At 31.6% G+C, this 25,962-nt stretch carries 17 protein-coding genes; 2 read left to right on the forward strand and 15 right to left on the reverse strand.

The genetic code is table 11. The features are described from left to right. Positions 1-2: 2 nt before the first annotated feature. From ruvB to ACJJVY_RS13330, 10 genes are all read right to left on the reverse strand, one after another. Positions 3-1,025: a Holliday junction branch migration DNA helicase RuvB gene (ruvB, locus tag ACJJVY_RS13285; protein ID WP_405609591.1), complete on the reverse strand. Its 1,023-nt coding sequence runs from the start codon at positions 1,023-1,025 to the stop codon at positions 3-5. Between the two features lie 103 nt (positions 1,026-1,128). Then, a complete protein-coding gene (locus ACJJVY_RS13290) occupies positions 1,129-5,355 on the reverse strand; it encodes a T9SS type A sorting domain-containing protein (RefSeq protein ID WP_405609594.1) in 4,227 nt (1,408 codons plus the stop codon). A gap of 101 nt (positions 5,356-5,456) precedes the next feature. Continuing rightward, complete coding sequence (locus tag ACJJVY_RS13295; RefSeq protein WP_405609597.1) at positions 5,457-7,238, reverse strand: cbb3-type cytochrome c oxidase subunit I; 1,782 nt, start codon at positions 7,236-7,238, stop codon at positions 5,457-5,459. Positions 7,239-7,276: 38 nt separating this feature from the next. After that, on the reverse strand, positions 7,277-8,284 hold the full coding sequence (locus tag ACJJVY_RS13300; RefSeq protein ID WP_405609600.1) for a cytochrome c oxidase subunit II: 1,008 nt from the start codon (positions 8,282-8,284) through the stop codon (positions 7,277-7,279). 38 nt (positions 8,285-8,322) lie between these two features. Then, complete coding sequence (locus tag ACJJVY_RS13305; RefSeq protein WP_405609603.1) at positions 8,323-9,753, reverse strand: quinol:cytochrome C oxidoreductase; 1,431 nt, start codon at positions 9,751-9,753, stop codon at positions 8,323-8,325. 26 nt (positions 9,754-9,779) lie between these two features. Beyond that, a complete protein-coding gene (locus tag ACJJVY_RS13310) occupies positions 9,780-10,325 on the reverse strand; it encodes a c-type cytochrome (RefSeq protein WP_405609606.1) in 546 nt (181 codons plus the stop codon). A gap of 10 nt (positions 10,326-10,335) precedes the next feature. Beyond that, complete coding sequence (locus ACJJVY_RS13315; RefSeq protein WP_405609609.1) at positions 10,336-10,863, reverse strand: DUF3341 domain-containing protein; 528 nt, start codon at positions 10,861-10,863, stop codon at positions 10,336-10,338. A gap of 2 nt (positions 10,864-10,865) precedes the next feature. After that, a complete protein-coding gene (nrfD, locus tag ACJJVY_RS13320; protein WP_405609612.1) occupies positions 10,866-12,320 on the reverse strand; it encodes an NrfD/PsrC family molybdoenzyme membrane anchor subunit in 1,455 nt (484 codons plus the stop codon). Between the two features lie 70 nt (positions 12,321-12,390). After that, positions 12,391-15,453 (reverse strand): TAT-variant-translocated molybdopterin oxidoreductase, encoded by a 3,063-nt coding sequence (locus tag ACJJVY_RS13325; protein WP_405609615.1) that lies wholly within the window; start codon positions 15,451-15,453, stop codon positions 12,391-12,393. 71 nt (positions 15,454-15,524) lie between these two features. After that, the gene (locus ACJJVY_RS13330) at positions 15,525-16,838 is read right to left on the reverse strand and encodes a c-type cytochrome (protein ID WP_405609618.1); all 1,314 of its coding nucleotides are present in this window, start codon (positions 16,836-16,838) and stop codon (positions 15,525-15,527) included. A gap of 193 nt (positions 16,839-17,031) precedes the next feature. Here ACJJVY_RS13330 and ACJJVY_RS13335 point away from each other — a divergent pair, with 193 nt between their 5' ends. Then, on the forward strand, positions 17,032-17,400 hold the full coding sequence (locus ACJJVY_RS13335; protein ID WP_405609621.1) for an SPOR domain-containing protein: 369 nt from the start codon (positions 17,032-17,034) through the stop codon (positions 17,398-17,400). Positions 17,401-17,461: 61 nt separating this feature from the next. Here the strand turns inward: ACJJVY_RS13335 and infB are convergent, their stop codons facing one another. The 3 genes from infB to rimP are packed head-to-tail and all read right to left on the reverse strand — an operon-like array spanning position 17,462 to position 22,086. Next, entirely contained in the window at positions 17,462-20,296 is a 2,835-nt protein-coding gene (gene infB / locus ACJJVY_RS13340; RefSeq protein ID WP_405609624.1) for a translation initiation factor IF-2, read from the reverse strand. A 60-nt stretch (positions 20,297-20,356) separates the two neighbouring features. Beyond that, on the reverse strand, positions 20,357-21,613 hold the full coding sequence (nusA, locus tag ACJJVY_RS13345) for a transcription termination factor NusA (protein WP_405609627.1): 1,257 nt from the start codon (positions 21,611-21,613) through the stop codon (positions 20,357-20,359). An 11-nt stretch (positions 21,614-21,624) separates the two neighbouring features. Beyond that, positions 21,625-22,086, reverse strand: coding sequence for a ribosome assembly cofactor RimP (gene rimP, locus ACJJVY_RS13350; RefSeq protein WP_405609630.1), 462 nt, complete (start codon positions 22,084-22,086; stop codon positions 21,625-21,627). 175 nt (positions 22,087-22,261) lie between these two features. Between rimP and ACJJVY_RS13355 the strand changes: the two genes are divergently transcribed. Then, the gene (locus ACJJVY_RS13355) at positions 22,262-23,089 is read left to right on the forward strand and encodes a universal stress protein (RefSeq protein WP_405609633.1); all 828 of its coding nucleotides are present in this window, start codon (positions 22,262-22,264) and stop codon (positions 23,087-23,089) included. Between the two features lie 61 nt (positions 23,090-23,150). Here ACJJVY_RS13355 and ACJJVY_RS13360 read toward each other — a convergent pair whose 3' ends face one another. Beyond that, positions 23,151-24,743 carry an NADP-dependent glyceraldehyde-3-phosphate dehydrogenase gene (locus ACJJVY_RS13360; RefSeq protein ID WP_405609636.1) on the reverse strand — a complete coding sequence of 531 codons (1,593 nt, stop codon included), beginning with the start codon at positions 24,741-24,743 and terminating at the stop codon, positions 23,151-23,153. Positions 24,744-24,988: 245 nt separating this feature from the next. Then, positions 24,989-25,960, reverse strand: coding sequence for a ThuA domain-containing protein (locus ACJJVY_RS13365; RefSeq protein WP_405609639.1), 972 nt, complete (start codon positions 25,958-25,960; stop codon positions 24,989-24,991). Between the last annotated feature and the right edge of the window lie 2 nt (positions 25,961-25,962).

The raw sequence follows: 25,962 nt of genomic DNA on the forward strand, positions 1-25,962 counted from the left end.
AATTAAAACAATTCTCCTTGGTTTTTACCTTTTATTCTTCCTAAATGTTTGTAGGCTAAATCTGTTACTTCTCTTCCTCTAGGAGTTCTCATTATAAAACCTTGCTGAATTAAAAAAGGTTCATAAACTTCTTCTATGGTTTCTGTATTTTCAGAAACAGCAGTAGCAATTGTACTTAGCCCTACAGGTCCGCCTTTAAATTTATCTATAATGGTTGATAAGATTTTATTATCCATTTCATCTAAACCATGAGCATCTACATTTAAAGCTTTTAAGGCATATCTTGCAATCTCAATAGTAATATTTCCATCACCTTTTATCTGAGCAAAATCTCTAACTCTTCTTAACAAAGCATTTGCAATTCGTGGTGTTCCTCTACTTCTACCTGCAATTTCTATAGCCGCTTCCATAGAGATAGGTACATTTAAAATATGTGCACTTCTTTGTATAATTGTTGTTAATAATTCTGTTTTATAATAATGCAAACGACTACTAATACCAAACCTTGCTCGCATTGGTGCGGTTAATAAACCAGAACGTGTGGTTGCACCGATTAAAGTAAAAGGTTCTAAATTGATTTGAACAGTTCTAGCATTTGGGCCAGACTCAATCATAATATCAATTTTATAATCTTCCATTGCAGAGTATAGATATTCTTCTACAATAGGACTCAATCGATGAATTTCGTCTATAAATAAAACATCTCTTTCATCGAGATTTGTAAGTAGACCAGCTAAATCACCTGGTTTATCTAAAACAGGACCAGAAGTTACTTTAATACCAACTTGTAATTCGTTTGCTAAAATATGAGCCAATGTAGTTTTACCCAAACCCGGAGGCCCATGAAATAAGGTATGATCTAATGCTTCTCCTCTCTGATTTGCTGCCTCAACAAAAACTTTTAAATTATCAATTGCTTGATCTTGCCCAGTAAAATCATCAAAAGAAAGGGGGCGTAATACCTTTTCTACATCTAAATCTGCGCTTGATAAATTGCTATTATCAGGGTTTAAGTTTTCGTTCATAACCACAAATATAAAATATTTTATTCTAGCCTTTTGTAAGATTTGTTACATAGAAAAAAAACCTTTCCTAAAGAGGAAAGGTTTTAATAAAGTGTAAAACTGACTAGTTTTTTAAAACTTTAGATGTTATAATACCTTTACTTGTTTTTACTTTTATAATATATACTGAAGTAGATAACTGATTTGCATCTAGCAATATTTCACTATCTGAAATATTTAAATTCCAGGTCTTAATATTTTGACCTAATATATTAAAAACACCAACGTCTTCAATTAATAAATTATCACTATTTATTATTGATATTTCATTAGATTTATCATCCATAAAGACATTTAAATTTGAATCTATATTTTCATCATTAATACTTAATGATTTACTTTCTTTAAAAACAATGAAAAACCTATTTTGATAAACTCCTTTTGATAATTCTAATTTAACAATATCATCTGTTTTTAATTGTTGAGTATTTCCTTCTAAAATATCTAATAAATAAATATTATTACTAATATTTTCTTGTTCATCTATTCTTACAAAAATAGGTTCATCAGAATCAACTAGAATAGTTATTGGTATTTGTAAATCCTCTTTTATATCTTCAATACCTGCTATAACTAATTTTTTATCATTGATTTCTTCAAAGTCCCAATACATATCAGTAGATCCGATGTCTATCATCTCACTCTCATATCCATAATCAAAGTCAAAAGAATGATTTTCTTTAAAAGAGATCCCTATCTGTCTATGAATTTTTATATAATTTTCATTGGTAAAATCCATTCCTAATTTTAAAATTGGTAGACTAATAGTCGTTTTATTTTCTCCCTTAAAAAAGTAAGGTTCTGTTTCTTGGTAGCCTCTTTGTATATTTTTAAAATGCAAAGAACCTCCATCTGAATCTGATGAAATATAAAAACCCTGACCAACAGCTATATATCTTGATGGAGTTGTATAAGTATACGATTCTGTTAACCCACTAGTCCCCTCAATAACACTATTCGCTGCAACTCCCATATTAAAAGTTAATTGAGCATAACCTCCTTCATAACCATATCTCCAATGACCAAGATCTGTAGACTCTTCCCCACTATGTTCCCAAAAATAAAGTGTACCATCAATTGTACCTTCATTACCTAATATAAAAGCGTTACCATCTAATGTACCAGGATATGGGTTACCTACAAGGCTGCTAGTATTACCAGCTATATTTAGAGATACATCTCCATCGATAGGACTACCTGAGAATGTAAAATATTGTGGATTAACACCTGTGCTCTTCATAATGTAACCTAAACCTTTAGTTATATCATAAGACTCTTTTACTTGCAACCAATCATCTCTTGTAAACCCATTAAAGTAAGTCCAAATCCAATAACTAGCTATTTGTATTGGTGTACCAGGAGCTCCGTCATAACCTTCAATAAAATCAATATCTGCTATTGTAGAATTTATTGTTAAATCTCCACTAGTATCTTTCATCACACTAGAAACGGAATAGGTATTTGCTCCAACAAACTCCAAAACTGGTGAAGACCAATAATTGTATCTATACACATTTGTATGCTCACTCTTTTGGCTTATTAGTAATTTTCCACTTCCTGTTACCTGAGTTTCATCTTCATGTACTTGTATAAACTGACCTGTACCTATAATTCTAATTTGCGCATCTATATTTATATTTATACTATTTAAAACTATTAAAGCATTATTTTCTATGCTTAAAATATTGTCTCCTTTTACATTTAACACTCTTGCTTTTAAACTACCATCTGAATGTACATAAGAATCATCAATAATTACACTTCTAGATTTATCTGGAAAACCGTTACTCCAACCAGATATAGTTCTTATTGTAGGATTTATTCTATGTAATCCAAGACCATTATTAGCATCAAAATCTGGATTTCTAACCTCCGAAATAAGAGGAGAATTAGCATGTCTTATTATTGATGGTATAGGGTTTGAATCTCCTAAAACTGGAATAGAATCATCTATAAAGCTAATCCATTCTGAAGAAGTATAAGTCGTATTTGCCTGAGTTCTTTCGTCAATACGCACTAATGATGTTGTATTATCAATATCACTAACAACATCATATCTATTTTCCCATGCAAATGTATCTGTTGTTGTGGAAAGAATTATAATATCATCTCCATCACTTAAATCTGTTACATCAGCATTTATTACTTCTAATGGACTATTAACCAACGTTACTCCTGATAAAGTTTCTTCTGACTTGATAACAACTGAACTTCCAGCTTCTAAGGTAGACACGACTATACTTGCAGTAGGTAAAACACCTGTAGGAGAAGCCGTATCTTTAAACATCGACAGCCTTATATTAGAAACCGTACTAGTACCAATATTTGTCAACTCTATTGCATTACCATTTGTTGTTTGATATATTTGACTTATAATTACTGGTAACAAGCTACAATTTGCATCTTGTACAGCATTATCTTGACTATCACCTATCTCTTGTCCCTCTTCTGCTAAAAGAGGTATTCCATACTCATCAACTTCACCCGTCAACCTATTATTTACATCAACATCAGATAAAGTAAAATTAGCACTTCCTTCTAATGCATCAGGGCAACCATCTCCATCACTATCAGCATCTAAACTATTAATAACCCCATCATTATCTGTATCATCTGTTCCTTCTACAATATCTAAAATACCATCATTGTCATCATCTAAATCTACCAAATCTATAATACCATCTAAGTCAGTATCTGTAGTATCACACGCCTTTATATTAACATCTTGACTGTCTCCTATACTTTGACCAGAACCAGCACCTGCCTCTGCTAATGTAGGTATTCCATCATCATTTACATTTCCTATAATTTTAAAATCGCCATCTAAATCTGATTCCCCTACTGTTCCGCCACCTTCTAATGCATCTGGACAACCATCACCATCAGAATCTAGATCTAAATAATTTGAGATTCCATCGTTATCATCGTCTAATGTTCCTTCAACTGAATCCAAAATTCCATCATTATCATCATCTAAATCGTCTTCATCTTTTATTCCATCACAATCATAATCTTCTCCATATTCAGAAATTGTGAGTGCATTATTTGTTAAATCACTGTCTGGTTGAAAAAGATTATTCACAGTTGTTGTAAAACCAATAGGATAATCAAACGAATTAATTGATGTATTAACAGTTAAGGTTACACTCTCTCCTGCTTGCAATTCACTTATTATCCACTTATTTTCTAATTCGTTGTAACTTGCAGAAAATATAGATGAATTAGAAGCTGTAAAACTAGAACTACTACTATCCACGGTAACACCTGTTATATCTAAATTTACATCAAAATCTTTTGATAAATTTATAGAATTATTAGTTATTGTAGTTGTAAAACTAGCATTAGTGGGGTTACAGAAATCATCTGCCGTAATGTTAGAACTTGTTACTTCTAAATCTACAGCTGGTAAATCTATTTCTAAAGCTTCGGAATTAAATGCTGTAAAAGCAATATCTGTATTACCTGATGTTATGTGTACAAAATTATTTACATCAGTAAAATTACTATTTGTAATCCCAAAATCACTTAATTTAAACGAAATAAGCCTTAAGTCTCTTTGCGAATTAGTTGCAAAGAGATTCTGTATAGTTCCATCTGAAGAATCAATTCTATATATTGTCCAATATGTTCCGCCTACAATATCAACACCTCCGAATTCTACTTTAACAGCATTACCTACGATATCACCATCACTATCAATAAATTTAAAAGTATCGGTTGCGCCAGGTGCTCCTGTTTGAGTAGCAATAATATCTGGCATATCATCATTAATAGTTTGAGATTGATTAATTACAAGAGCATCATATGTAATAGTTTGAGATTTAATATTAAAAAAATTTGTAGTTAATTCTAGTCCATTATTACCATCTCTAACAAAACTAGAAGGCACAATAGGATCAAAATTTTTAATATAATCTGTAGAACTATTATTCTGTAAAACACCACCCCAATAAGAACCAATACCAACTAGTTCTGATGTATTATAACTTATATTTGCAGGAATTGGAAATGCAAAAAAGTCACCTTCTATAAATGTTATATTATTTGATGTTAAAATAGGATCATTAACCCCTGTTGAGTATGTCACACCATCTACAGTAAAACCTAGGAGATTATTTGAATCATTATAATTTATCCTAGATGAAGTACTAGAGACTGTAAAACCTCCATTATCACCATAAATAGTAGTTATAGTTGATTGTCCATTTGAAGTAAGTGAGTTTAACAATAAAAGTATTAATAAACTAAACTTTATAAAAGAAAATAAAAATTTAAATGTTGATTCTGTCAAATTTATAGTTATTTTATTTTAACTAATATATAAAGAATTAGTTAGATATATCAAAAAAACCTTTCTATAAGGAAAGGTTTTTTTGATATATCTGATGTATTTTAAGAAGGTTCTTCTCCATCTAACAAAGGTGTTGTTTGTAAAACATAATCTTGCCCGTGTAGATAATCACTATCATCATCTTTTGGATCTACTCGCTTACTGTAATCATAAGGCCATCTGTGAACCTCTGGAATTTTACCAGGCCAGTTACCATGTATATGTTCTATTGGAGTTGTCCATTCTAATGTATTTGCCTTCCATGGGTTTTGTGTTGCTTTCTTTCCTCTATATATAGATATAAAGAAATTAGCTAAAAATATAATCTGTGCAAAACCTCCAACTAAAGCAAATAAAGTTATTACCACATTAATATCTGATAAATCATCAAACATAGGGAAATTAGTATTTGTATAATATCTTCTTGGTAAACCTGCTAAACCAATAAAGTGCATTGGCCAAAAAACTCCATAAGCACAAATAATACTTAACCAGAAATGCCAATAACCCATTGTTTTATTCATCATTCTACCATACATTTTAGGAAACCAATGATAAACACCAGCATACATACCAAATATAGCAGAAACACCCATTACTAAGTGGAAGTGAGCTACTACAAAATAAGTATCATGAATATTAATATCTAAAGCAGAATCACCTAATACCAGTCCTGTTAAACCACCTGTTACAAATGTAGATACTAATCCTATTGAAAATAACATAGCAGGATTTAATTGCAAATTACCTTTCCATAATGTTGTAATATAATTAAAAGCTTTAACTGCTGATGGTATTGCAATTAACAAAGTTGTAAAAGTAAATACAGATCCTAAGAAAGGGTTCATTCCTGATACAAACATATGATGACCCCAAACTATTGTTGATAAGAATGCAATTGCCATGATAGAACCAATCATAGCTCTATAACCAAAAATTGGTTTTCTTGCATTGGTAGAAATAATTTCTGATGTAATACCTAACGCTGGTAACAATACAATATATACTTCTGGATGACCTAAGAACCAAAATAAATGTTCAAATAAAACTGGAGAACCTCCTTGATAATGCAGTACTTCTCCTGATATAAAAATGTCTGATAAGAAAAAAGATGTACCAAAACTTCTATCAAAAATAAGTAATAAAGCTGCCGACAATAATACCGGGAATGAAACTACACCAATTACAGCTGTAATAAATAAAGCCCACATTGTTAACGGTAATCTTGTCATACTCATCCCTTTTGTTCTCAAGTTAAGAATAGTAACAATATAATTTAAAGAACCTATTAGTGATTGAGCAATAAATATAGCCATAGAAACTAACCATAATGTCATACCTAATCCAGATCCTGGTATCGCTTGAGGTAAAGCACTTAATGGTGGATATATTGTCCAACCAGCTGCTGCGGGTCCTGCTTCAACGAACAATGAAATTACCATAATTATAGATGAAACAAAAAACATCCAATATGACAACATGTTTAAAAAACCAGAAGCCATATCTCTTGCACCAATTTGTAATGGAATTAATAAGTTAGAAAAAGTACCACTTAAACCAGCAGTAAGTACAAAGAATACCATTATTGTACCATGTATAGTAACTAATGCTAAATACATATCAGGATCCATTACTCCATCAGTTTGATGATCTCCTAAAAAAGCTTCAATAATAGAAAATGATTGTTCTGGCCATGCAATTTGAACACGAAATAACATAGACATAAACACACCAATAATTCCCATAAAAATACCAGTTACTAAAAACTGCTTAGAAATCATTTTATGATCATGTGTAAAAATATACTTTGTTACAAAAGTTTCTTTATGATGATGTTCTGACATAATATTACTTATTTGTAGAATCTTTAAATTAAAATTTATTATTTAATAACTGATGATAATGTCGGTTGTTCTGCAATCCATTTGTCATATACATCTTGCTCAACAACTGTAATTTTCATTTGCATATTGTAGTGAGATGCTCCACAAATTTTGTTACATAATAACAAATAATCAAAAATATAAGGATCTTCTCCTGCTTTTTGTCTTATTTTGTTAATTCCTTTAGTCTTTTCAATAACTTCAGGTTGTGCTCTCATTTCTTCTGTAGTATACTTTGGAGTAAATCCAAATTGAGTAACCATACCTGGAACACAGTTCATTTGTGCTCTAAAGTGAGGCATATAAGCAGAATGTAAAACATCTTGAGAACGGAATTTAAAATGAATTTTTCTTCCTTTAGGTAAATATAATTCGATTACTTGCTTATCATCTTGAGAATTTTCATCAGACATATCAACACCCATAGTATTCATTCCCTTTATATAATTCACATTTCCAAGACCTAATGTATTATCTTCTCCTGCGTAACGTGCATCCCATCTAAATTGCTGAGCATAAACTTCGATAGTAATTGGATCTTCAGATTCTGATAAATCCATAATATGATTCCATTGCCATAAACCATAACCAATTAAAAGTACAAGAACTACTGCTGGTGTTATTGTCCATATAGCTTCTAACTTATGACTATCTGAATAAAATTTAGCTCTTCTTTCTTTATTACCCTTATACTTAAAGGTGAAAAAGAAAATTAAAAACTGCATTAAAAACTGTACAATACCAATTAACCAAAAAGTAATATCAAAAAGGTTATCATCATGTTCACCTTCATAAGAAGCTGATTCTGGTAACATAATTACGTTTAAAAATATTAAACAGTAAATCATCATAGCATATAAAAACACCATAAAATATATAGCATTTTTACCTTGAATTTTGTTGTCTTCATCAGTAGCAATTACACTTCTAAAGTTTAAAATTCTGGTAATTTGCCAAAAACTTATACCGATTGCGACAGCAATAAAAATATAAAATAAAGCTAGCATAGTTATCTTTTCTTAATTATTTTAATTCAAATTATTTATTAATGATGATCTCCTGAACCTTCACCTCTATGTTCAATATTGTAATAATGATAATGCTCACTCTCTTTTAAGAAAGGATTTGCTAATGGTATAGCACTTGCTCGAGCAAAAGCACTAAATGTTGCAAAAATAAATATACCTAAAAAGAATAATAGTGAACTAATTTCTGCAATACCAAATGACCATTGGGCACCCACTGTTGCTGGCATAATCATTACAAAAACATCTATATAATGCCCTGCTAATATTACAACACCACCAATTATTACGAACCAAGTCATACTTTTAAAATCACTATTTAATAATAATAGAACAGGGAAAATAAAGTTCATACCAACCATTGCCAAAAATGGCAATTTATACTCATTAAACCTCGCTACAAAATAAGTAGTTTCTTCTGGTATATCTGCATACCAAATTAACATAAATTGAGCAAACCATAAATATGTCCAAAAAACTGAGAAACCAAACATGAACTTAGCTAAATCATGTATATGACTATCATTTACTGCTGGTAAAGCACCTTTAGCACGTAAATAAATTGTTACAAAAGCAATAACCGTTAAAGCACATACTAAAAAAGTAGCCAATATATACCAAGCGAATAATGTAGAGAACCAGTGTGGGTCTAACCCCATAATCCAATCCCAAGACATTAAAGTTTCAGTTATCATGAAAACAAATATGAAACCTACAGAAACATTGTAATTTAACTTATATGTTTTAAACCCATCATTTGCTGTATCTTCTTTAATTGAGTTTCTACGAATAAACCATCTATATGCATTCCATAAAAGTAAATAAATAACACTTCTAATAGCCCAACCAGGTACATTCATCCACCAAGATTTACCATCTACAATAGGGTCGTAGTTTGCACTTGTCTTATCGAAGATTCCTTCTGCCATCCAAGGAAACATATGATTCCAGTGTAATACTGCTGAAATAACTATCAATAACATAATTATAGAAGTTGGTACTAAATTAGCAGTAATTGCCTCCATTACTCTAAAAAGAACTACAGACCAACCTGCTTGCGCAACTCTTTGTGCCGCATAAAAGGCTAATACTACCAAAGATATTCCTAAAAAGAAAAATAATGATACATAAAAAGCTGACCAAGGTTTATTTTGTAGTTGATGGAAGACATGTTCATCATGTGCAGCATCGTGATGTTCACCATGAGATTCTTTTGCATCATGTGAACTTACAGAACCATGTGCCTCTGCTTTATCACTATGATGTGCTTCAGAGGAAACTTCATCATGAGAATTACTATGCCCTTCATCATGAGAAGCTTGAAGAGCTATAATCTCTTTAGCCTCTTCTATTGTAGAAGGAGCATTAAAGAAACTTAATGTTATTCCTATTGCACCGATAATAATAAGTGCAATTGAGAACATTTTTAATTTACCTGAAAATTGATACATATCTTTCGTATTCTATCTTTTTCTAATTATTTTGCTAAATCTGTACGTAATTTTTCTACGTACTGTACTATTTGCCAACGTTCGTCATATGTCAATTGAGACGCATGTGAACCCATTAAGTTCTTACCGTGCATTATAACATGATAAATACTTCCTGCTGTAATTTCTCTATCCTTATAATTAGGTATACCAGAAAATTTTTCCCTTTGAGATAAAACTCCATTACCATCACCTGTTTTACCATGACAACTAATACAATAAATATCATACATAGCTTTCCCTTTTTCTAAATTAGCTTCAGAAGCTTCTAAAGGGTTTGTCTTTGTCTTTGATAATTCATAACCTTCATTTGTATCAGGAATATCATAAGCAGGGTGTCCTCCTCTAGGAATTGTTCCTGCAACAGGTTTAATATTTACAGGAGCTTCATTTAACCCATCTGCTCCATTAGGATCATAAGCTACAGAAACATACATGTCTGGCATGTATTGAAATTGCGGCGTTCTTTTATCACTACAAGATATAATACTTGTAAATATAACTAAAGCAATAATTAATTTAAAATTCTTCATTATCTATATATTAGTGCTTATCAACAACATTAATTTCTACAGCTCCTGTTTTTGCAAGCAAATCAGTAATAACTGCTTCATTATTATTTACTGGAATTTCCATAAGGAAAATATCATCTGTAGTTCTTGGATCAGGATTTTCAGCTTCTTTAAAAGGCCATATTCTACTTCTCATATAAAAAGTAATAACCATTAAATGAGCCGCAAAAAACACTGTCAATTCAAACATAATTGGTACAAATGCTGGCATATTAGTAAACCAAGAAAAATTAGGTTTACCTCCAATATCTTGAGGCCAATCTTGAATCATCATGTAATTAGTCATCCAAATAGCAAATGACAAACCTGTAATTCCGTAAAAGAAAGCAGTAATTGCTAATTTTGTTGGTGCTAATCCCATTGCCTTATCTAAACCGTGTACAGGAAAAGGACAAAATACTTCTTCTATATGATGGCCATGCGCTTTTACAGTTTTAACTGCATCTAACACAATTTCGTCATCATTATATAATGCGTGAATAACTTTTGATGATTCCATAATTATTCTTTATCTGATTTATCTAATTCACCTTCTGTACTTGCAACATTAATTGCAGGTTTAGTTGGTATACCTTGTTCTCTTCTCTTTTTGTAAAACTCCCCAGAAGATTTTAAAATTGTTTTTACTTCTGCTTGTGCAATAACAGGGAATGTTCTTGCATATAATAAGAATAACACAAAGAAAAATCCAATTGTTCCTACAAAAATACCAACATCAACAAAAGTTGGTTCAAAACGCCACCATGTAGATGGTAAGTGACCTTTACTTAATACAATCGCAATAATATCAAAACGCTCAAACCACATACCTATATTAATTGCAATAGAAATAACAAAAGTCCATATAAAACTTCTTCTAATTTTCTTTATCCAAAGTAATTGTGGTGTAAAAATATTAAATATTAATAATGACCAAAATGCCCAAGAATAAGGTCCTGTTTCCGCACCTACAGATAAGTAAGTATAGTTTTCGTAAGGCGAACCTGTATACCAAGCAATAAAAAACTCTGTTGCATAGGCTACCGCTACAATTCCACCTGTTAAGATAATTACAATATTCATATATTCAACATGCATACGTGTAATATAGTCTTCTAAGTTTGTAACTTTTCTCATTACTCCTAATAAAGTTTGTACCATAGCAAAACCTGAAAAGATTGCTCCAGCTACGAAATAAGGAGGAAAAATTGTTGAGTGCCAACCTGGATTAATAGATGTAGCAAAGTCCATAGATACAATTGTGTGTACAGAAAGCACCAGTGGTGTTGCTAAACCTGCAAGCACTAAAGATACTTCTTCAAAACGTTGCCAATCTTTTGCTCTACCAGACCAACCAAATGATAATAAAGCATATATTTTCTTTTGGAAAGGCTTCACTGCTCTATCTCTAATCATTGCAAAATCTGGTAATAAACCTGTCCACCAAAAAACTAATGACACAGATAAATAAGTTGAAATTGCAAATACATCCCATAATAACGGAGAGTTAAAGTTTACCCATAACGATCCAAATTGATTTGGAATTGGTAATACCCAATATCCATTCCATGGACGTCCCATATGAATTATTGGAAACAATCCCGCTTGGAATACTGCAAAAATAGTCATTGCCTCTGCAGAACGGTTAATTGCCATTCTCCATTTTTGACGGAATAATAAAAGTACCGCAGAAATAAGTGTTCCGGCATGACCAATACCTACCCACCATACAAAGTTAGTAATATCCCAAGCCCATCCAATGTTCTTGCTCAATCCCCAAACTCCAATTCCGGTTCCTACTGTGTAAAAAATACATCCAAACCCCCAAAGCATTGCTGCTAAAGAAATATAAAATGCTATGTGCCAATTTTTGTTTGCCTTACCTTCTATAGGTTTTGCAATGTCTTCGGTAATATCGTGATAACTTTTATCACCTAATACTAAAGGTTCCCTTATGGGTGCTTCGTAATGAGACATATTTTTATTACTTAGTTTTAATCTTTATTTGTTTTAAAGTACAATGTAAAACATTATAACTTTCTTCTTGTTACCCTTCGTTAGTGTTTTTTACTTTAACCTGATAGATTACATTTGGCTTTGTCTGTAAGTAATCTAAAACGCCATAAGCTCTTTTATCTTCTACTAATGATGCTACTTTGTCTTCTTTATTATTAATATCTCCAAAAACCATAGCACCTGTTGTACAAGCCGATGAACAAGCTGTTTCAAATTCATCTGTATTTATAGCTCTACCTTCTTTCTTCGCTTTTAAAATTGTTGCTTGTGTCATTTGAATACACATAGAACATTTTTCCATAACTCCTCTAGAACGAACAACTACATCTGGGTTTAACACCATTTTACCGTAATCGTTATTCATATTAAAGTCAAACTCGTTATTATTTGCATAATTAAACCAGTTAAAACGACGAACTCTATATGGACAGTTGTTTGCACAGTATCTTGTACCAACACATCTGTTATATGCCATTTGATTTTGACCTTGACGACCATGTGATGTAGCAGCAACAGGACAAACAGTCTCACAAGGAGCATGATTACAGTGTTGACACATCATTGGTTGAAAAGTAACCTCAGGATTTTCCGCTTCAGTTTCTAAAGCTTTATATGTATCCCCTCTGCTTAATCCTAATTCTTTAGCATCTTCTCTAGTTTCTACTATAGAAGAATAATATCTATCAATACGCAACCAATGCATATCTCTACCAACCCTAACTTCATTTTTACCTACAACTGGCACATTATTTTCTGCATGACATGCTACAACACAAGCACCACAACCCGTACAAGAAGTTAAATCTATAGATAAATTAAAATGGTGTCCAATTTCTCTATTGTGCTCATCCCATAAATCTATTGTGTTAGCCTCAACTTCATTATGATCATAAGAAACCATTGAAGGTTTATTCCAACCATGGTGATGATCTTTAGGATCAACTGTTTTGTATTCTTTTAAAGAAGTAACTTTTAAAATATCATGACGACCAGCAATTGTTTTTTGTACTTGTGTACATGCAAATTTATGTGTCCCTGATACTTTTTCTATAGTAACTCCGTATTGTATATTATTACCGTTAGTATATAGTGGATAACCATTAACCCCAACCTTCATTTCCTCTTTCAGACCAAAAGTTCTACCAAAACCTAATGCTAAACCTATAGAACCTTTAGCTTGACCTGGTTGAATCATTACAGGTATTGTAACTTGTTTTCCGTTTACAGAAACTTTAGCGAAATCACCATCAATAGCCCCATTGTCTTTTACTGGATTTGAAAAACCTAACTCTCTTGCATCTGCAATAGACATTGTTAAGTAATTATCCCAAGAAGCTCTTGTAATTGGGTCTGGAAATTCTTGTAACCAAGGATTATTTGCTTGCTTACCGTCTCCTAAACCTGCTTTTGTATAAAAATTCAATTCAAACCCCGAAGCTTTCTTCGCAGAAGTTGCTAATTTAGAAGCAACCTCATTTATTAAAACAGTAGATTCTGTACTTTCAACAACTTCAATTACTTCTTTTTTAAAGAATCCATTATGTAAAGCTGTATTCCAAGAACTCCCTCCTAAAACAGAAGTCGTTGCATATGATTTTAAATAATCATAATATTTTGTACTGTCTCCAGACCATTTTAATAAGGTATCTTGAATTTGACGTGTATTAAATAAAGGCTGAATTGTTGGTTGCATTAAACCATAAGTAACTTCATCAAACTGAGTATCTCCCCAAGATTCTAAAAAATGTGGAGTTGGCAATGCATAATTAGAAACATCAACAGTTTCATTATTCTCTGTTGATAAAGCTACTGATAATTGTAACTTTTTTAATCCTTCAACAAAATCTGATGAACTAGCTAAAGTATAAACTGGATCTACATTATAAGAAATTAAACCTACAACTTCACCAGATTTCATATCTGAAATTAATTGAGCAACTTCTCCATCATTTCCTTGGCGAACATTTAATGTATTATTTACATCAATAATTTCGCTATTTAATGCTTTATTAATTTCTAAAGAGATTAACTGAGCATTTACATCATTTAAACCCGTTAAGACAACTCCTTTAGAACCTGCCTTTTTTAATTCAGATGCCATCTTTTTTATATCTGCATCAACAGGCGTTACTTTAGAAGAAACATTTGAATCCGTTATTGCATTATATAAGTTTAACAACGCAAAAACCTGATCAGAAGGTTTTAAAACCACTCTTTTATCAGAATTTGCTCCTGTTAAAGACATATTACTTTCAAACTGCACATGATAAGACATGTGACCAGTTTCTGGTTTCCTACCAGCTATAAATTGTTTCTCAAACCCACCGTGAAAATCCCCTAAAAAATCCGCTCCAAAAGAAACGATCGTTTTAGCTTTATCTAAATGGTAATTTGGCAAAACACGCTTACCATACATTGCTAACATTGCGTCTGCAGCTCCAGATTCTGAAACAGCGTCATAAACAACATGCTTAATATTTGGATTAGCTACTATAAAATCTGAAATAATTTTATCCGTTGACGGACTCGCCATTGTACCTGTTAACAATACAACTGTTTTATCCCCCTCTTTTAATTCGTTTAATTTTACTCCAATCTCTTTATCTGCATCTGCCCAAGAAATTGCTTTACCTGCCTTAGTTGGCTCTTTTAAACGCAATTCTTCATCATATAGAGATAAAACAGAAGCTTGCACCCTAGCACTAGTTGTTCCGTTTGCCTCTTTATTAGGCATAATTTGAATAGGACGACCTTCACGTGTCTTTACTAATACATTTGCAAAATCATATCCATCCGCTACAGAAGTTGCATACCAATCTGCAACTCCAAGAGTCACATCATCAGGTTTAACAACATAAGGAATCGATTTTCTAACTGGCCCTTCACAAGCAGCTAAGGAAGCTGCAGCAGTAGTAAAACCAACATATTTTAAAAAGTCTCTACGAGAAGTAGAAGAATTTTCTAATGTTTCCTTATCACCTAAAAACTGATCTGTAGGAATCTCTTCAACAAATTCGTTTTTACTTAACGTTTCAACAATAGAACTATCTTTTAGTTCCTCAACACTTTTCCAGTATTTTTTGTTTGAAGCCATTTATATTTAGTTATTAGTTGTTAGTTTCTAGCTTTAGTTTTCACCAAAACCAAACTATCTTTCTTCTTTAATTAATAGTGACATTTACCACATTCTTTACCACCTAATTGTGCTATGGTAACCTGATCTACATTATATTTCTTCGCCAGATCTTCATGAATTTTAGCGTAATAATCATTACCTTTTAAATTCACTTTAGTTTCTTTATGACAGTCAATACACCAACCCATTGTTAAAGGAGAGTATTGATATAATTCATCCATTTCCTCTACAGGACCATGACATTTTTGACACTCTATACCTCCAACAGTTACGTGTTGTGCATGATTATAGTAAACAAAGTCTGGTAAATTATGAACTCTAGTCCATTTTATAGGAGAAGTTTCTCCTGTATATTCTAAATTATCAGCATCCCAACCAGCAGCAGTATAAATTTTTGCAATTTCAAGATCTAATTCTGCTTTACCAAGAACAAGTCCATCTTCTAACTCTACCACTGTATCATCAGAAACTTCAGAAATATTTTTATGACAATTCATACAAACGTTAACAGAAGGAATCCCCGAAGTCTTACTATGCTTTGCAGATGAATGACAATATTGACATTCTATCTTATTGTCACCAGCATGAATCTTATGAGAGAAAGCTATTGGCTGAATTGGCTGATAACCTTCATCTACACCTACTTTAAATATTGTTCCAAAAACAAAATATGCCCCAATCAATAACAAAAATATAGTTGAAAGTACTTTCAAAAAAGTATTTTGCTTTAAACCACCCCACAACTCATGTAAATCTCTTTTTAAATTAGAAGTCTCTCCAGGCGAAGTATTTCCTTTTAATTCATTTACTTGTTTTAATAAACTAGCAATCATTAAAAAAGCAACAATAATTGCAGCAGCTAAAACATAAATTAACCACCCAGGTGCTCCTCCACCACCAGAACCAGAAACATCTACAGTAGAACCTTCCGCCACAGAAGCAGCTTTTTTAATTTCCCCTATAGTAGTGTAATACAAGATATCATCGATATTCTTATCTGACAACTGAGGAAAAGCGGTCATATTAGAACCATTATACTCTTCAAATATAGCATTTGCATGAGCATCACCTGTAGCCCTTAACTCAGCATTGTTTTTAATCCACGCTTTTAACCAATCATTTTCTCTTCTTTCTTCCACACCGCTTAAGGCTGGACCGATAAGTTTTTTATCTAACTTATGACAAGAAGCACATAAAGATTTAAATAATTTTTTACCTTCTTTTTGACGGGCTTCATCTACATCTTGAGAGTAAGCAGATATACTAAATGCAAAAATAAAAAGTAAAGTAATACTCTTTATAAATAATGTGTTTAGTCTATTGTGCAATCCTACACTTTTCATATTTAAACTTTGTTTAAAAATACCTAATATAAAATGATAAAAGTCATTTTTTTTGTTCAGACAAAAATAGCACATCTTACCAAAATTAAAAAAACTAAAGGAACGTTAAATAACAATTTATATCTATTCTAAATAAGATGATTTAACAACATATTTACCATTACTTCTTATTTTTGTAAAAACATTTAACAACATGAAAAATAAATTATTAGTGCTACCATTAACACTTATTTTGTTTAGCCTAAGCAACAAATCTTTTTCACAAAATGAAGATAACAGCTCTCAGGAGATTAAAAACCTAATTTCTAAAAAAAGAAAATTTAATAAAACATACGGTTTTGGCTATAAAATTCAAATTTATAATGGGCGAGAAGAACGAGCTAGAAAATATAGTGAACAGTTTAAATTAGAGTTTCCTAATACAGAATCTAACTTGGTATATAAAGCTCCTGAATGGAAGGTTCAAGTAGGAAATTATAAAACAAAACTAGAGGCAGATAAAGACTTAATTCTTTTTAAAGAAAAATTTTCTGGTATTATTGTAATTCCTATGGGTAAATAACAAAAACAATTAAAAACAAAAAATGCCGCAATCTGCGGCATTTTTTTATATAATTATTATATTATTTTAATCTTTTCTTCACTGCTACTTCAGTATAAGCTTCAATTACATCTCCTTGTTCAATATCATTATAGTTCTTAATCTGAATACCACAATCGAAACCTTTTGTAACTTCTTTAACATCATCTTTAAAACGCTTTAACGCTGTTAAAGTTCCATCATGAACTACAATTCCGTCTCTAATAATTCTAATTTTAGAATCTCTAAGAATCTTACCAGACATTACCATACAACCTGCAATGTTACCTACTTTAGATATTTTATAAATCTCTCTGATTTCTACATTACCAGTAACTTCTTCTTTCATTTCTGGAGATAACATACCCTCCATAGCATCTTTAAGATCATTAATAGCATCATAAATAATAGAGTATGTTCTAATATCTACTTCTTCTCTATCTGCTACTGCTCTTGCATTTCCTTGAGGTCGTACATTAAACCCAACAATAATTGCATCTGAAGCTGTAGCTAATAAAACATCACTTTCTGTAATTGCTCCAACACCTTTATGTAAGATATTAACTTGAATTTCTTCTGTTGATAATTTTTGGAAAGAATCTGTTAATGCTTCTACAGAACCATCTACATCTCCTTTTAAAATGATATTTAATTCCTTAAAGTCACCTAACGCAATTCTACGTCCAATTTCATCTAATGTTAATGTTTTCTGAGTTCTTACAGATTGTTCACGTTGTAACTGAGATCTTTTTGAAGCTATTTGTTTTGCTTCTCTTTCATCTTCAAATACATTAAATTTATCTCCTGCTTGTGGAGCTCCATCTAAACCTAAGATTGATACTGGAGTTGATGGTCCTGCTTCTTTAAGTTTTCTTCCTTTATCATCAAACATGGCTTTTACTTTACCACTGTTTTTACCTGCAAGAATGTAATCTCCAATTTTTAAAGTTCCGGCTTGTACTAAAATTGTAGTAACATAACCTCTACCTTTGTCTAATTGTGCTTCTACAACTGTACCAACTGCATTTTTATTAGGATTAGCTTTCAATTCTAAAATCTCAGCCTCTAATAAAACTTTCTCCAATAACTCCTCAATCCCTTCTCCTGTTTTAGCAGAAATATCTTGTGATTGAATATTCCCTCCCCATTCTTCAATTAATAAATTCATTGAAGATAATTGAGTTTTTACATTGTCAGGATTCGCGTTAGGTTTATCAATTTTATTAATTGCAAATATAATTGGTACTCCTGCTGCTTGTGCATGAGAAATAGCCTCTTTTGTTTGTGGCATTACATCATCATCCGCTGCCGCAACAATAATAACTAAATCCGTTACCTGAGCTCCACGCGCACGCATTGCTGTAAAGGCTTCGTGACCAGGTGTATCTAAGAAAGCTATTTTTTCATCACCAACATTTACAGAGTAAGCTCCAATATGTTGTGTAATTCCTCCGCTTTCTCCATCTACAATATTAGCCTTTCTAATATAATCTAATAAAGATGTTTTACCATGATCTACGTGACCCATTACCGTAATAATTGGCGCACGATTAATCAAATCTTCTGGTTTATCAACTACTTCTTCAATAGACTCTTCTACCTCAGCACCAATAAACTCTACTTTATAATTAAATTCTTCTGCAACTATAACTAATGTTTCTGCATCTAAACGCTGATTCATTGTCACCATCATCCCTAACATCATACAAGATGAAATAATGTTTGTTACAGGAACTTCCATCATTGTTGCAACCTCACTTACGGTAACAAACTCTGTTACCTTTAAGATTTTATTGTCTAAAGCTTGAGCTTCTAACTCAGCTTCTGTATGCTCTCTATGAGCTTCTCTTTTATTTCTACGGTATTTAGCACCTTTACCTCTAGAAGATTTTCCTTGTAATTTTTCTAAAGTTTCTCTTACTTGTTTTTGGATATCTGCCTCAGTTGGCTCTTCCTTTTTAACAGCTGCAGGTCTTTGATTCCCTCTTCCTTTTCCTTTGAAACCTCCTCTATTATTACCTGCTTGACCTGGTCTATTATTACCTTGACCTGGAGATCTTCGGTTATTAGGTGAAGTAGATGTACCTGGTTTACTAATACGTTTACGTTTTTTTCTAGCGTCTGAAGAAGTATTAGCATCTTTTTTAGGTTCTGGCTTTTTCTTTTTAGGTCTTTCAAATTGCTTTAAATCAATTTTTTTACCAGTAAAGTTTGGACCATCCAATTTCTTATACTGAGTTTTAATTGCTTCTGCATTTTCTGCAGTAACCTCAGCCGGTTTTTCTTCTGTTTTAGCTACTTCTTTAGTTGTTCCTCTAGGTCTTTCTACCACTTTAGAAACTTCTTTTTCTATTTCAGAAACCTTCTTTGGAGCTTTTGGCTTTTCTATAACAGGTTTTTCTGCAACAGGTTCATTTACAACAGGAGTTTCTGGAGCAACTTTTGGTTCTTCCTTAACTACCTCTTCTTTGACTACTTCCTTAGCTTCTTCTGTTTTAACCTCTGGTTTTTTACCGACAGCGTCAATATCTATTTTACCAACAGTTTTAAATTCTAACTTATCTGCTTTGGCCTTTAAAACCTCTTCTTCTTTCTTAACTTCTTCCGCTCTTTTCTTCTCTAACTTAGCTTCATGTTCTAAACGAATAGCTTCTTTCTCCTTACGTTTTTCCTCTCCAACTTCTTTAGATGCAGCCTTCTTATTAGCATCTTTTTCGAAACCATCGAGTAAAACTTGATAGACGTCACCCGTAATTTTAGTGGTTGGTCTCGATTCTATTTCGTGACCTTTACCTGCTAAATATTCGACTGCTCTATCAAGAGAAATATTTAATTCTCTTAAAACTTTATTAAGCCTCATTGTTTTGCCTACAGACATATATTCTTTTTAACTTTATAATTGTAAAAATATACTTTTTACTTTATTCCTATACTATATTTAGTCCTCGAATTCTTCTTTCAAAATTCTTTGAACGTCCATAATTGTTTCTTCTTCTAAATCGGTTCTTTTTACCAACTCAGCAACACTAGTTTCTAAGACGCTTCTTGCAGTATCCAATCCAATTTTCTTGAATTCTGTAATAACCCAATCTTCGATTTCATCGATAAATTCTGTTAATTCTACATCTTCCTCTTCTAAACCTTCTCTCTTAACATCAATCTCATAACCAGTCAACTCACTAGCTAAACGGATGTTTACACCGCCTCTACCAATAGCTTTAGAAACTTCTTCTGGTTTTAAAAGTACACTTACACGTCCTTTTTTACCATTTTTTTCTTCTTCATACATTTCTATTTCCATTGAAGTAACCTTTGCAGGACTTAACGCTCTAGAAATAAATAATTGTTCGTTCTTAGTATAATTGATAACATCTATGTTTTCATTACCTAACTCACGAACTATACCATGAATTCTTGATCCTTTAACACCCACACAAGCTCCTACAGGATCGATTCTATCATCATAAGAATCTACAGCTACTTTTGCTTTTTCACCAGGAATTCTTGCAACGCCTTCAACAGTGATTAAACCATCAAAAACTTCTGGAATTTCTTGCTCAAATAATTTATTTAAAAATGCCGGAGCAGTTCTAGACAAAATTATTGCAGGTTTATTACCTCTTAATTCTACAGTTTTTATAACCCCTCTTACAGAATCTCCTTTTCTAAAAAAATCAGAACGTATTTGCTCACTTTTTGGTAATACTATTTCATTACCCTCATCATCTAACAAAATAATTGCATTATGACGAATGTGATGAACTTCTGCGCTATATAGATCTCCTTCTAAATCTTTAAAATGCTTAAAGATATTTGTACTATCGTGCTCATAAATCTTAGAAATTAAATTTTGACGTAATGCTAAAATTGCTCTTCTTCCTAAATCTATCAATTTAACCTCTTCAGACACATCTTCACCAATCTCAAAATCTGGCTCAATTAATCTTGCTTCAGCTAATTCTATTTCTTCATTATCATCTTCAGAAAAACCATCTGCTACAACAACTCTATTTCTCCAAATTTCTAAATCCCCTTTATCTGGGTTAATAATAATATCAAAATTATCATCAGAACCAAACTTACGTTTTAATGCAGCTCTAAAAACCTCTTCTAAGATAGACATTAAAGTTACTCTATCTATACTCTTATTATCTTTAAATTCTGAAAACGAATCAATTAACGCTATATTCTCCATTACATCTTTGCTTAAAATACAATCTTCACTTTTGCTTCTATAATATCTTTATAATCTAAAGTTGCTGTTTTTTGAACAGTAACTTTTCCCTTACCAATAGGTTTAGCTTCTCTAGTTTTCCAGCTTAAAACAATTTTATCTTCATCTACTTCTACTAAAGTTCCTTCAAATTCTTCTTCTGAAGTTTTAACTTTAAGTATCCTGTTAATGTTTTTTATATATTGTCTTTTTACTTTTAGTGGATGTGCAATATCTGGAGTAGAAACTTCTAAAGAAAAATCTTCTTCTTCTCTATCAAAACTATTATCCACGCTTCTACTAATTCTAATGCATTCACTTAAAGGAACTCCATTATCTCCATCAACTGTAATTTGAATTTTATTGTTTTCTGACATAACTATGTCTATCAAATACAACGATTCATTAAGCGCTAATGCTTCATCAACTAAATCTCTTACTTTGGTTTGGTCCATTTTAATCTTAAAATAAAGTATAAAAAGAGGGGACTCTCTAGTCCCCTTCCTTCCCCATTTATTATAAATTTCGATGCAAATATACTAAATGTTTGGGATATACCAAATTAAGTTCAAGTCAATTATTTTTTGTAAATTTAAGTGCATCTATAATCAACTTTAAAACCCCTCAATTATGAAAAGAATTTTAGTGCCAATAGATTTTTCTAAAACATCTGAATATGCTTCTATAATAGCTTCAAAAATTGCAGAAAAAACAAATGCTACAGTTTATCTTATCCACCTAATAGAATTACCTAAAGGAGTTGTAGACATGGGAACTAGTAGTAAATTTAGTATTCCAGAAAGTATGTTATATCTACGAAAAGTTAAAGAAAAGATACTACTTCTTAAAAAAGAATTTTTTTATGAAGATATTACTGTAAAATATTTTATAAAATTAAACTCTCCTTTTGAAGGTATACAGAAGTATGCTGATAAAATTGATGCTGATTTAATAATAATGGGCTCTAAAGGTCATTCTAACCTTGATGAAATAATCATTGGGTCTAACACAGAGAAAATAGTTAGAAATTCTAAAAAACCTGTGATTATTGTAAAAAAGAATCCTGAAAATTTTAGATTAAAAAAAATAGTTTTTGCTTCTAACTTTAATGAAGATAATAAAGAAATATTTAGCAAAATTGTTAATTTTTCTAATACTTTTAATAGTAAAATTCACCTATTAAAAGTAAATACACCTGCTAATTTTCAAGAAACTGTAAAAGCTAAAGAACAAATAAAAGATTTTATAAAAGACTACAACTTACCTAAATCTAAAATAAATATTTACAGCGATGTTTCTGTAGAAAAAGGTATTTTAAATTTCTCTGAAGAAGTAAATGCAGATTTAATTGCAATTGGCACTCATGGTAGAAGTGGTTTGGCACATTTTTTTACAGGAAGTGTTACCAAAAACCTATCTAAAAATTCTCTAAAACCAATGATGACCATTAAAATTTAAAAAAATAAAAAACTCCAAAAAGGAGTTTTTATTTTTTTTAAAAACACTAACTTACAATTACTTATAAGATATAATCCGTATTAATAAAATTAGAAGCTTTTTTATCTAACAATTCTTCTAATATAGCGTTATTATATTCTGTATCCTTAGAAGCCACAAATGTTCTAATTGAAAATGAACGTAAAGCATCATGTACACTTAAAGTTGCAACAGCAGAATCCTTTCTACCTGTAAAAGGATATACATCTGGACCACGTTGTGCAGCACTATTTAAATTTACTCTACACACTAAATTCACCAAAGTATCAATTAATGGCGCCAACGTTTTTACTTCGCTACCAAAAACACTTACCTGTTGCCCGTAATTAGATTCTGCCATATCATCTAAAGGCTCTTGAATATTTTTAAATGAAACAACAGGAGTTACTGGACCAAATTGTTCTTCTTGAAAAACTCTCATATCTTTAGAAACAGGATATAAAACTGCAGGAAAAATATAATTATCAGTAGTTTTTCCTCCTTTTTTATTAATTACTTTTGCCCCTTTAGAAATAGCATCATCAATTAACTCTTGTATATATGCAGGCTTACCAGGTTCTGGTAAAGGTGTTAATTTAACTCCATCTTCCCAAGGGTTTCCATATTTTAATGCATCAATTCTTTTTGCAAATCGCTTGTTAAATTTATCTACAATATGCTCATGAACATACATTATTTTTAAAGCTGTACATCGTTGTCCATTAAAAGAAGTTGCTCCAGAAATACACTCATCTATAGCTAAATCTAAATCCGCATCTGGCAATACAATTGCTGGATTTTTAGCTTCTAAACCTAAAACTAAACGTAACCTATTTTTAAAAGGGTGATTTGCCTGTATTGCATTAGCCGACTTACTATTACCTATTAAAGCCAATACATCTATTTTACCTGTTTTCATAATAGGAGTCGCTAATACACGCCCTCTACCATAAATAACATTTACTACTCCTTCTGGAAAACTATTTTGAAAAGCTTCCATTAATGGAGATAATAATAAAACCCCATGTTTTGCTGGCTTAAAGATTGCTGTATTACCCATTATTAAAGCAGGAATCAACAGCGCAAATGTTTCATTTAAAGGATAATTATAAGGCCCTAAACACAACACAACACCTAAAGGTCCGCGTCTAATATGCGCATGAACTCCACTGTTTTTTTCAAACTTAGCAGAATCCCTGTCCATTTGTTTATAATCTTCAATAGTATCGTAAATATATTCTACGGTTCTATCAAATTCTTTCTCAGAATCTGGTAAAGATTTACCAATCTCCCACATTAAAAGCTTAACAACTTCTTCTCGTTTGGTTTTCATTTGCTCTGCAAACTCCTCCATACATTCAATTCTATCTCCAACTCTCATTGTTGGCCATAAACCCTGTCCTTTATCATAAGCTCTATAAGCAGAATTTAACGCTTCAATAGCCTCTTCTCCTGTTAAATTAGGCACTGTACCTAACAAAGTAGGTTCATATTCTTCTGTTGATGAAATAGAGGAATATACTTCAGAAAACTCTCCTTTCCATTCTTTTAATTCTCCACTTACTAAATATGTCTTTTGATGTTTTAATTCCTTAATTTTATACTTGTCTGGAATTTCTTTGAATTTATTTTTCATTTGAAATATTTAAATTTTATACAAAATTTGAAATAATTTTATGTAACGAAATTAGCAAAAAAGAATGTAAGAACCCCCTTCTCCCCTCTAAATTAACGAAAACCTTTGCGCCAATCAATCATAAATTACATGAAAAACTTTATCAAAAAAAAAGAATAGTAGTCTTTTAAACTACTCTGCAAAACATCTTTAAACATTTAGCAAAGTACACTTAAAGCTATACTAACATAGAGCTACAAAATAAATTACTTTTTAAAGACAAACTTTCTAGAAGAACTCTTATCAACTACCGGAAAGTCTTTAGGCAGCTTCTGCGTAACTTTTCCTGTTGCAGCCCACTCAGTTCCTCTTTGAAGTAATGTAATTAAATCTACAGATGAAAAACTTATTTCATCATGCCCTAAAGTGGTGTGAAAAACCCTTCCTTTTTTATATTTAATCGTCATTACTACAGGTTCTTTTTGACCTGAATCTGCAGGTTTTTTAGTTGATACTGCAGTTGCTAATATTTTTACATTTTTAGCAGGCCCTCTTAAATAAGCATAACATTCATCTGCTGCATGCATCCATTGTTCTGGAAAACCTTTTGTTATTGGATGTTTGGAATTATAAGTAGTTACTACAAACTCCTCTTTTTTACCATGTGTACCACCTTTACCGGGTGTAGTGTCTTTTTTTACCTTATTGTTTTTATCAACATATAAATAAGGACCATGTTCTTCGGTTCTACCTCCCCAACCACCTATTCCTATCATTTCGTTATAAGCTAACCAATTAGGAAAACAGTTATCAGCTGCATGAACACTTACAAAACCACCGCCTTTTCTTACAAATTTCTCAAATTGTTCTTGAGTTTCAGCTGGCCATGGAGCTGCTTGAAAGCCAAAGTTTGAAATAACTACATCATATTTAAAAAAGTCTGGACTAAAATCTGGATCTGTTTTAGGTTTTCCCTCAACACCTACGGGAACATTTGCATAAGATAACCAATCTTTTTTTTGTGCGCTTTTAAATAAAAACTTTGTACGTGCAATATCAACAGTAAACAGTTCTGTTTCTTCTAAATATTGCTTCATCATTATAGTAGATTTTGGCCAAATAGAATGGTTATTTTGCCCATCAATGATCAAAACTTTTAATTTCTCATTTTGACCAAAACAAGAAGTTAAGGTAACAACACACAAAACTATAATCAGTTTAAAAAATTTATTTCCCATAA

Origin of the sequence: Polaribacter sp. Asnod1-A03, from assembly GCF_045063585.1 — a bacterium.
Taxonomy (GTDB): Bacteria; Bacteroidota; Bacteroidia; order Flavobacteriales; family Flavobacteriaceae; genus Polaribacter.

Excerpts from the sequence above, each read along its gene's own strand:
- ACJJVY_RS13355 (WP_405609633.1), top strand. The coding sequence starts at position 22,262 with ATGAAAAGAATTTTAGTGCCAATAGATTTTTCTAAAACATCTGAATAT.
- nusA (WP_405609627.1), bottom strand. The coding sequence starts at position 21,613 with ATGGAGAATATAGCGTTAATTGATTCGTTTTCAGAATTTAAAGATAAT.
- infB (WP_405609624.1), bottom strand. The coding sequence starts at position 20,296 with ATGTCTGTAGGCAAAACAATGAGGCTTAATAAAGTTTTAAGAGAATTA.
- ruvB (WP_405609591.1), bottom strand. The coding sequence starts at position 1,025 with ATGAACGAAAACTTAAACCCTGATAATAGCAATTTATCAAGCGCAGAT.
- ACJJVY_RS13305 (WP_405609603.1), bottom strand. The coding sequence starts at position 9,753 with ATGTATCAATTTTCAGGTAAATTAAAAATGTTCTCAATTGCACTTATT.
- ACJJVY_RS13360 (WP_405609636.1), bottom strand. The coding sequence starts at position 24,743 with ATGAAAAATAAATTCAAAGAAATTCCAGACAAGTATAAAATTAAGGAA.
- nrfD (WP_405609612.1), bottom strand. The coding sequence starts at position 12,320 with ATGTCTCATTACGAAGCACCCATAAGGGAACCTTTAGTATTAGGTGAT.
- ACJJVY_RS13330 (WP_405609618.1), bottom strand. The coding sequence starts at position 16,838 with ATGAAAAGTGTAGGATTGCACAATAGACTAAACACATTATTTATAAAG.
- ACJJVY_RS13310 (WP_405609606.1), bottom strand. The coding sequence starts at position 10,325 with ATGAAGAATTTTAAATTAATTATTGCTTTAGTTATATTTACAAGTATT.
- ACJJVY_RS13315 (WP_405609609.1), bottom strand. The coding sequence starts at position 10,863 with ATGGAATCATCAAAAGTTATTCACGCATTATATAATGATGACGAAATT.
- ACJJVY_RS13335 (WP_405609621.1), top strand. The coding sequence starts at position 17,032 with ATGAAAAATAAATTATTAGTGCTACCATTAACACTTATTTTGTTTAGC.
- rimP (WP_405609630.1), bottom strand. The coding sequence starts at position 22,086 with ATGGACCAAACCAAAGTAAGAGATTTAGTTGATGAAGCATTAGCGCTT.
- ACJJVY_RS13295 (WP_405609597.1), bottom strand. The coding sequence starts at position 7,238 with ATGTCAGAACATCATCATAAAGAAACTTTTGTAACAAAGTATATTTTT.
- ACJJVY_RS13300 (WP_405609600.1), bottom strand. The coding sequence starts at position 8,284 with ATGCTAGCTTTATTTTATATTTTTATTGCTGTCGCAATCGGTATAAGT.
- ACJJVY_RS13365 (WP_405609639.1), bottom strand. The coding sequence starts at position 25,960 with ATGGGAAATAAATTTTTTAAACTGATTATAGTTTTGTGTGTTGTTACC.
- ACJJVY_RS13325 (WP_405609615.1), bottom strand. The coding sequence starts at position 15,453 with ATGGCTTCAAACAAAAAATACTGGAAAAGTGTTGAGGAACTAAAAGAT.